Source organism: Aliiroseovarius conchicola, from assembly GCF_041403445.1.
GTDB classification, from domain to species: domain Bacteria; phylum Pseudomonadota; class Alphaproteobacteria; order Rhodobacterales; family Rhodobacteraceae; genus Aliiroseovarius; species Aliiroseovarius conchicola.
Genome location: NZ_JBGEHL010000003.1, coordinates 71,930 through 84,735, shown reverse-complemented (window position 1 = coordinate 84,735; position 12,806 = coordinate 71,930). Strand labels below are relative to the sequence as shown.

Genomic DNA, 12,806 nt, shown 5'->3' with positions numbered 1-12,806 from the left:
CTCCCTAATTCGAATATGCCAGCGACAGTACTGGTGGCATATCAACGTCTATCCGACGTAAATTCACAAATGCCGAGCACTCGTTCAGCGCCTCCCAAATCTGAGGTTGGGCTGATTTTAGTTTGGCTGCGTTCTGGACATAAAGCGTCATTACTTTTCCCGGTTCTATGTGCGTAGTTGTTAGTCCGTCCCCCGGAGCATCCAACGACGTCATACAGTCAATCCAAGCATTCATATTTTGGCCATAGAATTCCGGAAAACCAAGTTCGCGCACAAACAAGTCGTGAAAGTCCTTCCACGAGGAAACATTCCCGACATCTATCCGCAAAATCACTCAACAATCTCCGCCGTCGCCAGCACCGCATGCATCAGCACATCCGTGCCTGCCGCCGCCCATTCCTTGGAGATGTCTTCCGCCTCGTTGTGGCTTAGCCCATCCACACAGGGGCACATGATCATCGCGGTGGGATAGATCTCGTTGATCCAGCAGGCGTCGTGGCCCGCGCCGGAGACGATGTCCATGTGGCTGTAGCCCAGCTCCTCGGCCGCGTCGCGCACGGCTTTCACGCAGCCCTCGTCGAAGGCGGGCGGGTCGAAGGTGCCGACCATCTCCCAGCTCATCTCAACACCGATATCAGCGCAGAGCTTTGGCGCGCGCTCGTCAAACTCTGTGATCATCGCGTCGATCACCTCTTGCAGGTGCGAGCGGAAATCGACTGTGCAGACGACCTTACCGGGGATGATGTTGCGCGAGTTCGGATAGACGTCGACATGTCCAATCGCACCCACCGCGTTGGGTTGGTGCTTCATCGCGATCTCGTGGACCAGTTCGGTGATCAGCGCCAAACCGCGCCCTGCGTTGATCCGCATCGGCATTGGGGTGGACCCTGTGTGGCTTTCCTTGCCCACAATCGTCACTTCCAGCCAGTTCAGGCCCTGTCCATGGGTGACGACGCCAATGTCTTTGCCTTCAGCCTCCAGAATGGGGCCTTGTTCAATGTGCAGCTCGAACATCGCGTGCATCTTACGTGCGCCGACCTCTTCGTCGCCGACCCAACCGATGCGCTTCAATTCGTCGCCGAATTTCAGACCTTCGGCGTCTTCCCGGTCGTAAGCCCAGTCTTGCGTGTGCTTCCCAGCAAACACGCCGGAGGCCAGCATGGCCGGCGCAAACCGCGTGCCTTCTTCGTTGGTCCAGTTGGCGATGACAATCGGGTGCTTGGTTTTGACGTTCAGGTCATTCATCGTGCGGACGGCTTCCAGCCCTCCGAGCACGCCCAGAACGCCGTCATATTTACCGCCTGTCGGCTGCGTATCCAGATGTGATCCCATATAGACGGGCAGGGCGGTGGGGTCCTCGCCCGCACGCGTGGCAAACATGTTGCCCATCGTGTCGAGCCCCATGGTCATGCCCGCAGCCTCGCACCATGTTTGAAACAGCGCGCGCCCTTCGGCGTCTTCATCGGTTAGCGTTTGGCGGTTGTTGCCACCGGCGATGCCGGGGCCAATCTTTGCCATCTCCATCAAGCTGTCCCAGAGCCGATCTGGGTCAATTCGCAGGTTCTTCCTGTTGCTCATATCCATCTCCCTTTGGGTACGCATGGCAGCTGGCGGATTATAGATTCCGTGTTTCCCTCAGGCTGGCGGATTTCTGCACGATCGGTCAATCTTTTTCTGCACGATCGTGCGGAAATTCCTATTTTTCGGGCAAAACTCGTGGCACAAGGTGAAATGCTGTGCGTGTTTCGCACAGGAAATGAGTGTGAAGAGCTGGCGTGAACAAGACGACAAGAGGCATACAAAGCCGCAATCGCGAAGAAAAGACGGCCCAGATTTTGGTCGCCGCCGAGAAGGTGTTTGCTGAGTTTGGCTATGCGGGTGCCTCGATCAGCCGGATCGCCGCACTGGCGGGCATTCCGAAATCCAACGTCGTCTATTATTTTGAGACCAAAGAAGCGCTGTACCGCCGAGTTGTGGGCGAGATATTCGATATCTGGCGCGCGGCGGCCGACAGCATCACCGTCGACAACGATCCGATCCGGGCGCTAGGCGAATACATCGATACGAAGCTCGATCTCGCACGTACGCGGCCCTATGGCTCGAAAGTCTGGGCCAACGAGATCATTCAGCGCGCGCCCATCGTTCAGGATTATCTGGAGGACGAGCTGCGGTCCTGGACCGAAAATCGGATCACAGTGATCGAGGCTTGGATCGCAAACGGCCAGATCAGGCCCATTAGTGCCCGCCACTTGCTTTATGCCATTTGGGCAACGACACAGCACTATGCCGACTTTACCCACCAAATCACGACACTGAACGATGGTGAGGAGTTCTCGAACCAGCAATGGGACGAGGCCAAGGCGGCATTGAAAGATTTGCTGCTATCCGGCGTTCAGCTGCATGGGGACGTCTGATGGCAAAAGCAGGTTCGACATCCCAGCCCACCCGCATTCAACGTGAAAAACGGCAGGCGATATTTGAGGCGGCGTTGGATGTCTTCTCGGAAAAAGGACTGCGCGGCGCGACGCTGGATCAGATTGCCAAGGCGGCGGGGATTTCGAAGCAGAACATCGTTTATTATTTCAACGGCAAAGAGGCGATTTATTCCGAATTGCTAGAGAGTCTGCTTGAGGAATGGGTCAGCCCACTGCGCGATCTGTCTGCGGATGGCGATCCAATGGAAGAAATCCTGACCTATGCAGGACGAAAGATGGAAATGTCGCGCGAGATGCCGCGCGAAAGCCGTTTGTTCGCGACAGAGGTTCTGCACGGCGCACCGCGTCTTGGCGATATGCTCGACAAAGACTTGAAGGCACTGGTGGATGAGAAAGCTGCGGTGATTGCGGGTTGGATGGTCGAAGGCCGCTTGGCGACGATTGACCCGCACCACCTGATCTTCTCGATCTGGGCGATGACGCAGCATTACGCGGATTTTGATCTTCAGGTGCAGGCCGTTTTGGGGCCAGTGCGCAGTGACACCCGGTTCGAGGATGCCGAGGTTTTCATAAAGCACATGTTGATCAGGACGCTTCGCCCCGAAGCAACATGACCAAGGCCAACAGAGTTGCGACGACGCCAGCCATCAGGGCAAGTGGCTGCGTGGTTCCGTTGAACAGAAACTCCCACATCACGACCCAGCTTGGCACCAGATACGTATAGGCCATGACCTTGCCGGCGGGCAGCCGTTGGCTGGCGTATTGCACCAAAAAGAACGTGCCGGCGGTGGTGACAATCGCAAGGTAGGCGATCACAAGCCAGACAGTTGAGGACAGGGCCGCGTAATCTGTGTTTATCACGTCGCGAAACCCGTAAATACCAGCGACGATCAATGCGCCCATCACCGACCCGATGGACGTTTGGAGTGGCTTCACATCATGCGCGAGTTTACGTGATAATGACGGAACCAAGGCGTGCGCCAATGCGCCCAGCGTGAACAGGGCTTCGCCGTATCCGACCTCAAACCGCTTAACCGCGTCCAGGTCTGCGCGGAAGATAACCCAAATGGCTCCGATTGCACCGATGGTCAGCGCCATTAACGTCCAACGGCCAGATTTTTGTCCAGCGATCAGAAAGCCGGACCCTGCCGCCAGCAATGGGGTCAGCGTAAACACCGCCGCTGTTGATACCGCTGTTGTGACACGTAGGGCTTCGAACATCGTGATAAAGTAGATGGCCATTAATCCGCCGATCAAAGCGAACCGCCAGAACCGGTCAAAAACAGGTCGGATCGGCACCCGCAACACACGAGCAAGGACCAGAAGGACGAGCACCGCTAGCGCAAAGCGCACGGTGTTCAATGCGATGGGAGAAATGTCTTTCGCGACGATGTGGCCAAAGCTGAATGACAGCGAGACCAAGGCCGAAAAGGAAAGCATCGCCAGATGGCCCTGCCGGGAGGAGGACAGGGCCATCTCAGCCTTACTCGGCGGCTGTTGCGCTTGGGTTGTTCGGGTGGGTTGTCCAGTTGGCATAATCCTCCTTTACAACCGTTCCCGTACGTTCGTCCATGGCACCCGGTGTGATGGTTTCCATGGTGATGCAGCCCTCGACCGGGCAGACATTGACGCAGAGGTTACAGGCCACGCATTCGTCGTCTTTCACGTCAAAGACGCGATCTTCCGACATGCTGATGGCTTGGTGTGAGGTATCCTCGCAAGCCGCGTAGCACCGGCCGCATTTGATGCAATCATCCTGACTGATCCGCGCTTTGGTGACGTGGTTCAGGTTCAGATATTGCCAATCGGTGACATTGGGCACAGCGCGCCCGACGACTTCGTCAATCGAGTTATAGCCCTGTTCATCCATCCACTGGCTCAGGCCCGAGATCATCTCTTGCACCACTTTGAAGCCATAGGTCATGGCAGCGGTACAGACTTGCACGTTGCCAGCCCCAAGCGCCATGAATTCGGCCGCATCGCGCCACGTTGTCACGCCGCCGATGCCGGAAATAGGCAAGCCATGCGTGCCAGGGTTGCGCGCAATTTCAGCCACCATGTTCAGCGCGATGGGTTTCACCGCAGGGCCACAATAACCACCGTGGGTGCCTTTGCCGTCGATCATTGGCTCGGGCGCCATGGCGTCCAGATTAACATTGGTGATCGAGTTGATCGTGTTGATCAGGCTGACCGCGTCCGCGCCGCCATCCTTGGCCGCCTGCGCGGGCATCAGGATGTTTGTGATGTTTGGCGTCAGTTTCACAATCACGGGCAGGTCGGTGGCTTCCTTGCACCAGCGCGTAACCATCTCGATATATTCTGGCACCTGACCGACGGCAGAACCCATGCCACGTTCAGCCATCCCATGTGGGCAGCCGAAGTTCAGTTCAAATCCGTCACAACCGGTTTCAGCGATGCGTGGAATGATCTCTTTCCACGCCGCCTCCTCGCAGGGCACCATGACCGAGGCGATTAGCGCGTGATCAGGATAATCCTTCTTAACGCGGGTCATCTCCGCCAAGTTGACCTCAAGCGGGCGGTCGGTGATCAGCTCGATATTGTTCAGCCCCAACAAACGACGATCAGCCCCGTGGATCGCGCCATAGCGTGGGCCGTTGACGTTGACGACCGGTGGGCCTTCCGAGCCAAGTGTTTTCCAAACGACACCACCCCAACCGGCTTCGAACGCACGGCGCACGTTGTATTCCTTGTCAGTGGGTGGGGCCGAAGCGAGCCAGAACGGGTTCGGAGACGAAATTCCAAGAAAGTTCGATGTTAGATCGGCCATTAGCTTGCTCCCATCAGGCTGGCGTGAATGTCCATGGCCGCATCGCGGCCCTCGGCGACGGCAGTGACGGTCAAGTCGTCCCCGCCTGTGGCGCAGTCGCCCCCGGCCCAGACATTGTTGGCACTGGTTTTCTGTACGTCGTCGACTTTGATCTTGCCGCTTTCCAGTGTCAGCGCCTCGGGCATGTCGCCCAGTTTCTGACCGATGGCTTTGAACAGTTGATCGGCGGGCAGGGTGAAGGTCTCGTCCAAGGTGACAAGCTTACCGTCCTGCGTTTCGGTATAGGCAAAGGTCACGCCGGTAAGCGAACCGTTGCCTTCGATGCCGACAGGGGTTGCGTTGCAAACCAGGGTGACGCCCTTTTGCTGCGCAAGATCCTGTTCGAACTCGGAGGCTGCCATAGCTTCTTGGCCGCGTCGGTAGACGATAGTGACATCCTCGGCCCCAAGCAATTTGGCCTGCACGCCTGCGTCAATCGCGGTCATACCGCCACCGATCACCACAACGCGCCGCCCGACGGGCAGGGTGGTCATGTCGCCGGCTTGGCGCAGCTCGGCAATGAAATCGACGGCGTCCGAGACATTGTCCTTGTCTTCGCCGTCCATGCGCAGACCGTTCACGGCCGACAGCCCCATTCCAAGGAACACGGCGTCAAAGTCACTTTGCAGCCCATCTAACGTTATCGACTTGCCCAAAGGCTGGTCATAGCGGATTTCGATCCCGCCGATGGCAAGCAGCCAGTCAAGTTCGCGCTGGGCGAAGTCGTTGGTGGATTTGTAAGCGGCGATACCGAATTCATTCAGACCGCCCCCTTTGGCCCGCGCTTCAAAAACCACGACATCATGGCCGAGCATCGCGAGCCTGTGCGCGCAGGCCAGCCCGGCAGGGCCAGCGCCAACGACGGCGACTTGCTTGCCGGTGCCATCTGCGCGTTCAAAAGGGTGTGCCGCTTTGGCCATCAACGTGTCTGTGGCGAAGCGTTGAAGGCGCCCGATCTCGACCGGTTTACCTTCGGCGGTTTCACGTACGCAAACTTCTTCGCAGAGTGTTTCGGTCGGACAGACGCGGGCGCACATCCCACCCAGAATGTTCTGGTTCAGGATCGTCTTCGCGGCGGCCTCGGGTGTGCCTGTTGCGATTTGTCGGATGAAAAGCGGAATGTCGATCGAGGTCGGACAAGCCGTCATGCACGGGGCATCGTGGCAGAAGTAGCATCGATCTGCGGCAACAAGTGCTTCGTGCGGGTCATATTCGGGGTGTAGGTCTGAGAAATTGGCTTGCACATCGGCTGGCGCGAGACGTCCCGGAGAGACGCCATTTTCCCTGTTGGTTTGGGGCATTTCTTGATTCCCATATTGGTTTTGATGCCCAATCGTGACACAAAACAAATAATTTTACCAGATGGTAAAAAATGAAATCAAGACGAGCGCAGCCGCAGGATGGAAAGTTGCATTGCCGCTTGTGATGCAAAGCCGCCGGTTCAGAGGTTGCGTGATATCCAATTGTCGAGCACCTCGACCTCGCCTGTTTGCAAACGAAGCCCCAGTTTAGATCTGCGCCAGATGATATCTTCAGCGCGCGTCACGTATTCGTTGTCGATCAGCCAGCGCACCTCTTGCTCGGTCAGCGTTGCGCCGAAATCGGTGCCAAGATCTTCCGCGACCTTCGCACTGCTCAATATCTGCCAACTGTCGGTGCCGTACGCCTTGATCAAGCGCTGGGACCACCGATCAGTCAGGAAAGGGTAATCGTGGCGCAGTTTTTCTTGAAGTGCCTCCACCCCATCGACAGGGAAGTCGCCGCCGGGCAGGGGCACGCCTGCTGTCCATTGGCCTTTATTCGTGCCAAGCAGCGGCGCGACTTTGACCAGTGCGTTTTCGGCCAGTCGACGATAGGTGGTGATTTTGCCGCCGAAGATATTCAGAACGGGCGCGCCTTTGGCGTCGTTCAGTTTCAACACATATTCGCGGGTCGCCGCTGTGGCCGAACTTGCGCCGTCGTCGTAAAGCGGACGCACGCCCGAATAGGTCCAGACCACGTCATCTTGGGTGATCTGCCGCGCGAAATACTGATTGGCGAAGTCGATCAGATAGCGTTTCTCATCATCGGTACAGGCCGGGGTGTTTTCAGCGTCGTCATGCGCCGCGTCCGTGGTGCCGATCAAGGTGAAGTCAGTCTCATACGGAATGGCGAAAATGATCCGCCCATCTTCGCCTTGAAAGAAGTAAGCTTTGTCGTGCTCAAAGAGCTTCGGCGTCACGATGTGAGAGCCGCGAACCAGTCGGACACGCTCGGTTGTTTCAATATCGAGGACCCCGTCGATCACGTCACCCACCCACGGGCCAGCCGCATTGACCAGAACGCGCGCCTTGTGCGTGGTGACTGGGCCATTTTCCGCTTGTTGCGTTTCGATGATCCAATGGTCGGCGTGACGTGTGGTTTTTGTGACCTTTGTGCGGGTCAGAATGGTGGCGCCGCGCGCCTCGGCATCGCGCGCGTTAAGGACAACCAGCCGTGCGTCCTCGACCCAGCAATCTGAATATTCGTAGGCCGTGGTGAACTTGTTGTTCAGCGGCGCGCCTTCGGCTGTGTCGACCAATGATCGCGTCTCGGTCCCCGGCAGAATTTTCCGACCTCCGAGGTTGTCATAAAGAAACAGGCCCAAGCGGATCAGCCAAGCGGGACGGCGGCCCCTCATCCACGGCATCACCATGGTCAGAAGTTTTGAGGTCGGCGTGTCCCCTTCGAACCGCATATCTTTGTGATAGGGCAGCACGAAGCGCATCGGCCAGCTGATATGCGGCATCGCGCGCAAAAGGGTTTCGCGTTCAATCAACGCTTCTCGGACCAGCCGAAACTCGAAATATTCTAGGTAACGTAGCCCGCCATGGAACAGTTTTGTCGACGAGGACGACGTGGCCCATGCCAAGTCATTCATCTCTGCCAATGTCACGCTTAACCCACGCCCGGCAGCGTCGCGCGCAATGCCGCAGCCGTTGATACCTCCACCAATGATAAAGATGTCGCTGATGTCTGTGTCGGGCTGGGTCATTGGATTCTCGCTTCTCTAACAATGGGCGTTATGCGGCGATTCCCATCAAAAAGAAAGAAAAAGACTTTCGCAGATGTTCGTTTTGACGCAGATTGGCAAAAATGGAGGGGGAAGCATGTCCCAAACGCTACGCATCCCGGAAATTCTTGAAATGGCACGGCGGGAGGGAAAGGTCTCGGTCGACGGGTTGGCGGCCCATTTTGGGGTGACGTTACAGACCATTCGCCGCGACCTGAGCGATCTTGCCGAAGCGGGACGGCTGGAGCGGGTCCATGGCGGTGCCATTCTGCCATCGGGCATTACAAATATCGCGTATGAAGAGCGCAGGGCGCTGAACCAAGCAGCAAAGATGCGGATTGGGCAGGCGGCGGCAAATCTGATCCCGAATGACAGCGCGATCTTTCTGAATATTGGCACCACAACCGAGGCAGTGGCCCATGCGCTTTTGCATCACCAGAACCTTTTGGTCGTAACCAACAACATCAATGTTGCGCAGATACTGTCGCGGAACCCGGATTGTCAGGTGATAGTGGCCGGTGGTGTCATCCGCGCTGCCGATGGTGGGCTTGTTGGTGAGCTTGCCGTTCGGTCGATCCACGCGTTCAAGTTCGACCTGGCAGTGATCGGGTGTTCGGCTCTCGACAAGGACGGAGACCTCTTGGACTTTGATCTGCAAGAGGTTGTGGTTAGCCAGGCCGCTCTTGGGCAATCAAGGCGGTCGATCCTTGTTTGTGACCACTCCAAGCTGGCCCGAACAGCGCCAGCTCGGATCACCTCGCTTTCCGAAATTGATCAAATGGTTACCGATCAAGCACTGCCAAATGCTCTGGCTCAAAGCTGTTTGGTCTCTCAGACCAAAATCAATGTTGCATAGTGAAGTATTCTGTGATCACTATTAGGTGACCGGTGGTCATTTACCCACCGAAGCAGGGCCTTGGTATTTGCGGGGCCGATAGGCGGGCGTGATGAAGCTTACGGTGAACGGAACCGAGCACGACGTGGATGTCGAAGATGACATGCCACTTTTGTGGGTGCTGCGGGATGAGATTGGGCTTGATGGTCCGAAATATGGGTGTGGCGTGGCTGCCTGCGGGGCTTGCACCGTGCATGTGGATGGTGTGGCAGTGCGATCTTGCCAAACCCTTGTGTCCGATGTGGATGGACCCGTCACAACAATCGAAGGATTGGGCAATCCAACCGAAATGCACGCGGTTCAGGCCGCTTGGCTGAAGCATCAGGTCGCGCAATGCGGCTATTGCCAAGGTGGGCAGATGATGCAGGCTGCTGACCTGTTGTCCAATACGCCCGACCCAACTGATGACGATATTGATGAAGCCATGTCTGGCAATCTATGCCGCTGTGGCACCTATCCCCGTATTCGCGCCGCGGTGAAAACTGCCGCGAAGACTTTGCAGGAGGCGTGAGCATGGGACGTGTTGCCACAATCGCGCGCCGAAGTTTTCTTGTGGGCTCTGTCGCCGTTTTGGGCGGAGTCGCGTTTGGATACTACAAGTACAAGCAGCCCGTTTCGAACCCGCTATTGGATGACCTGCCGAAGGGCGATGCGGCCCTGACGCCCTATGTCCTGATCAACGCTGATGGCGTGACTTTGATCACCCCGCGTGCGGACAAAGGGCAGGGCGCCTATTCCGTGCAGGCGGCACTGATTGCCGAGGAGCTCGACATCGAGCTTGATCAGATCAATGTCGACCCCGGGCCCCCGTCGCCATCTTACTACAACACGGCGCTCGCGAATGAGGCTGTTCCGTTCCCAACAACCGATCACGGGACCTTTGCCAACCTGATGCGTGGGACCGCCAACGCGACCATGAAGTTCTTGGGCATTCAGGTGACCGGTGGCTCGACCACAGTTCCGGATGGGTACGAGAAACTGCGCGTTGCTGGCGCAGTGGCACGCGAGACGTTAAAGGCTGCGGCGGCGGAACAATCTGGTCTTGCTGTCTCTCAGCTTAAGACCGAGCGGGGCGCAGTGGTGCTGCCAGATGGCAAGCGCATCCCTTATCAGGCTTTGGCTGCGAAGGCGGCTGAAATCGACCCGGTAACTGATGTTACTTTGCGCCCGTCGACCCAGTGGCGGCTGATCGGAAAGCCGATGCAGCGGGTCGATATGGTGGCCAAGTCCACCGGCACGCAATCTTACGGGATCGATATGCGGATGGACGGGATGGTGAACGCCGCTGTCCGTCTGAACCCACGCAAAGGTGGTGACGTAACGAGCTTTGATGGCACCGAAGCAAAGGCAATGCGTGGAGTGCAGAAGATCATTCCAGTGACCGGCGGCGTTGGTGTGATCGCCGACAACACTTGGCGCGCCTTTCAGGCTGCTGACGCGCTGGAAATCGAGTGGGGTCCAGCCCCGTTCCTTCCTGAACAGGATGAGCATTGGGCGGCGCTGGCCGATGCATTGGATAACGGCGACGAGGATAGTCGTCAGCGCGACGACGGAGATGTTGATGGGCAAGCAGCCTCGGTCGAGGTTGAATATCGCGCGCCCTATCTGGCCCATGCGCCCCTCGAGCCCCTGAACGCCGTCGTAAAGGTAACCAAGGACCGGGTTGATGTGTGGACCGGCAACCAAATCCCACGCATGACCCAAGCCAGCGTTGCGAAAATCACCGGGGTTCCGGTTGACGATGTCCATGTCCACATCTTGATGATGGGCGGTAGTTTCGGTCATCGTCTGGAAGACGAGGTCGTCAAGCGCTGCACAGAAATGGCGATGGAATTGCCAGGAACGCCAGTCAAACTGACGTACAAACGCGAAGAAGACACCAAGCAGGATTACACCCGGCCGATTGCATTGATGCGCGGTCGTGGGTCCGTTGCCGATGGCAAGGTCACGTCGATGGATATTCGCGTGGCGGCGCCATCGATCATGGACAGCCAAATGGCCGAGCGGCAGGGGTTCCCTGTACCGGGGCCGGATAGCAGCATCGTGCAGGCCTTGTGGGACCAGCCCTACGGGATCGAGAATTATCGGATCGTGGGACACCGGGTGAAAGATCTTGGGCCTGTTAGCTCATGGCGGTCCGTCGGCGCGTCCCAGAACGGCTTCTTTCACGAGAACTTTCTGAACGAATTGATCCATGCAGCCGGTGCCGATCCTGTCCAAGAACGGCTGCGTTTGATGACCGATGAACCATCGCGCAAAGTGCTTGAGGCTGTGGCCGAGATGTCCGGCTGGGGCGGCGATCTGGGGCCAAACAAAGCGCGCGGCGTCGCGTTCAGCCTGTCATTTGGCACCCCCGTCGCCGAGGTGATCGAGATCACCAACGGCGAGGATGGTATATCGCTTGATAAGGTCTGGGTTGCAGCCGAAGTTGGCCGAGTGATCGACCCGGTGAATTTCGAGAACCTTGTGCAAGGCGGCGTGATCTGGGCGCTGGGCCACGCGATCAACAGCGAGATTACCTATACAGACGGCATTGCGGATCAAGAGAATTTCTGGGATTTCGAAGGGCTTCGCAACAATCAGGCACCGGAGATTTTCGTGCGTGGCATGGAGAACCGAGACCATGTGACTGGTGTTGGCGAACCCCCAGTGCCACCTGCTGCCCCCGCGCTGGCCGAAGCGATTTTTCAAGCTACAGGAACGCGCCCGACCGAAATGCCGTTCGGGAAAAACTTCACATTCGTCTGACCAACTCACCACCACTCACGGGGTCAGACAGAGCGCGCTTGCTAGGGGATGGCAAGCGCGCTTTCTTTTGGGGGTAGGGGGACTAGACCTGTTTAAATTTATTCGGCACGGTGGTAGTGCGAAGCTATGTTCTTGTTCTCAATCAAAAGCTCTTATGCCAGGACATGGGCCGCGGCGGTTATGCTTGCGTGGTTCATCGTTTTCAGCGCGTTGTTTGTCAAACTGCCGCTGATCATATCAATCATGCTTGCATGTGGTGCCTGCTACTTGAATGTTCGCTATTCAAAGTGGCTATGCGCGCACGAAGACGAGCATGTTTTCATCAACGCATTTGCCAAGGAACATGCGTTTCCCTCCAGTCCACAAAATGATCGCGCGACGTTTAACGTCCAACTGGCGGGGTTTCTTATATTGTTTTGTGTTCCGTTGGTGTTTGCACACGTTGCCAGTCTGGAAAATAGCCAGTTGGTGCATTCCTTCGGCGCGCTGTTTTTGTTTGCTTTCGGGGTTTTCTTCGTAACGGGCGTTATTCACGCCTTCGTTCGGCGGTTACTTTTCTGATCGTTGTCGGTCTATGAGCATCTGACGAAATACAGTTACCGCCGCGATGGCCCAAAAGGCCAGTTTGACCCAAATGAAGATTGCGACAACGAACCAAAGAAAGCCTACCAACACCATCATCGAGACTTCAACAAGCTGAGACATCTGCCTGAGGTAATCCGCAAAGGGTCCGCCACACTCAACACCGCTTCCAAGGGCACCTGTGCAAACTCCAAACGAATGCGCGATTAAGACCAGAACAGGGCCACCAAGTGTAGGTGCCAAGATCAAATAAAGGGCTAGTTTTGCAAAAGGTATGAGTGGCCCCAT

Annotated in this window: 13 protein-coding genes; 6 read left to right on the top strand and 7 right to left on the bottom strand. The window is 57.0% G+C overall.

The genetic code is table 11. From position 1 onward, the window contains the following. Positions 1-4: 4 nt before the first annotated feature. A complete protein-coding gene (locus V6N04_RS06115) occupies positions 5-334 on the bottom strand; it encodes a barstar family protein (protein WP_371169253.1) in 330 nt (109 codons plus the stop codon). Further along, positions 331-1,578, bottom strand: coding sequence for a Zn-dependent hydrolase (locus V6N04_RS06110; protein WP_371169252.1), 1,248 nt, complete (start codon positions 1,576-1,578; stop codon positions 331-333). Before V6N04_RS06110 ends, V6N04_RS06115 begins: the two co-directional genes overlap by 4 nt. A 197-nt stretch (positions 1,579-1,775) precedes the next feature. Between V6N04_RS06110 and V6N04_RS06105 the strand changes: the two genes are divergently transcribed. Together V6N04_RS06105 and V6N04_RS06100 are read left to right on the top strand one after the other, a co-directional pair. After that, the gene (locus V6N04_RS06105) at positions 1,776-2,414 is read left to right on the top strand and encodes a TetR family transcriptional regulator C-terminal domain-containing protein (RefSeq protein WP_371169251.1); all 639 of its coding nucleotides are present in this window, start codon (positions 1,776-1,778) and stop codon (positions 2,412-2,414) included. After that, positions 2,414-3,049: a TetR family transcriptional regulator C-terminal domain-containing protein gene (locus tag V6N04_RS06100; protein ID WP_371169250.1), complete on the top strand. Its 636-nt coding sequence runs from the start codon at positions 2,414-2,416 to the stop codon at positions 3,047-3,049. The genes V6N04_RS06105 and V6N04_RS06100 overlap by 1 nt, the downstream gene beginning before the upstream one ends. Here the strand turns inward: V6N04_RS06100 and V6N04_RS06095 are convergent. The 4 genes from V6N04_RS06095 to glpD form a co-directional block, all read right to left on the bottom strand. Beyond that, entirely contained in the window at positions 3,021-3,911 is an 891-nt protein-coding gene (locus tag V6N04_RS06095; protein WP_371169249.1) for a DMT family transporter, read from the bottom strand. The two genes, V6N04_RS06100 and V6N04_RS06095, sit on opposite strands and share 29 nt — an antisense overlap. 7 nt (positions 3,912-3,918) lie before the next feature. Further along, positions 3,919-5,223: an NAD-dependent dihydropyrimidine dehydrogenase subunit PreA gene (preA, locus tag V6N04_RS06090; protein WP_371169248.1), complete on the bottom strand. Its 1,305-nt coding sequence runs from the start codon at positions 5,221-5,223 to the stop codon at positions 3,919-3,921. After that, entirely contained in the window at positions 5,223-6,563 is a 1,341-nt protein-coding gene (locus V6N04_RS06085; RefSeq protein ID WP_371169247.1) for an NAD(P)-dependent oxidoreductase, read from the bottom strand. The genes preA and V6N04_RS06085 overlap by 1 nt, the downstream gene beginning before the upstream one ends. A 140-nt stretch (positions 6,564-6,703) precedes the next feature. Next, on the bottom strand, positions 6,704-8,275 hold the full coding sequence (gene glpD, locus V6N04_RS06080) for a glycerol-3-phosphate dehydrogenase (RefSeq protein WP_371169246.1): 1,572 nt from the start codon (positions 8,273-8,275) through the stop codon (positions 6,704-6,706). Between the two features lie 115 nt (positions 8,276-8,390). Between glpD and V6N04_RS06075 the strand changes: the two genes are divergently transcribed. The 4 genes from V6N04_RS06075 (at position 8,391) to V6N04_RS06060 (ending at position 12,497) form a co-directional block, all read left to right on the top strand. Next, positions 8,391-9,149, top strand: a complete 759-nt coding sequence (locus V6N04_RS06075; RefSeq protein WP_371169245.1) for a DeoR/GlpR family DNA-binding transcription regulator — start codon at positions 8,391-8,393, stop codon at positions 9,147-9,149. A 91-nt stretch (positions 9,150-9,240) separates the two neighbouring features. Continuing rightward, entirely contained in the window at positions 9,241-9,699 is a 459-nt protein-coding gene (locus V6N04_RS06070) for a (2Fe-2S)-binding protein (protein WP_371169244.1), read from the top strand. A gap of 2 nt (positions 9,700-9,701) precedes the next feature. Continuing rightward, positions 9,702-11,936, top strand: coding sequence for a xanthine dehydrogenase family protein molybdopterin-binding subunit (locus V6N04_RS06065; protein WP_371169243.1), 2,235 nt, complete (start codon positions 9,702-9,704; stop codon positions 11,934-11,936). 126 nt (positions 11,937-12,062) lie between these two features. Continuing rightward, positions 12,063-12,497, top strand: a complete 435-nt coding sequence (locus V6N04_RS06060; RefSeq protein ID WP_371169242.1) for a hypothetical protein — start codon at positions 12,063-12,065, stop codon at positions 12,495-12,497. On the opposite strand, the gene V6N04_RS06055 is transcribed toward V6N04_RS06060, so the two are convergent. Then, positions 12,486-12,806: a hypothetical protein gene (locus V6N04_RS06055; RefSeq protein ID WP_371169241.1), complete on the bottom strand. Its 321-nt coding sequence runs from the start codon at positions 12,804-12,806 to the stop codon at positions 12,486-12,488. The genes V6N04_RS06060 and V6N04_RS06055 overlap by 12 nt on opposite strands.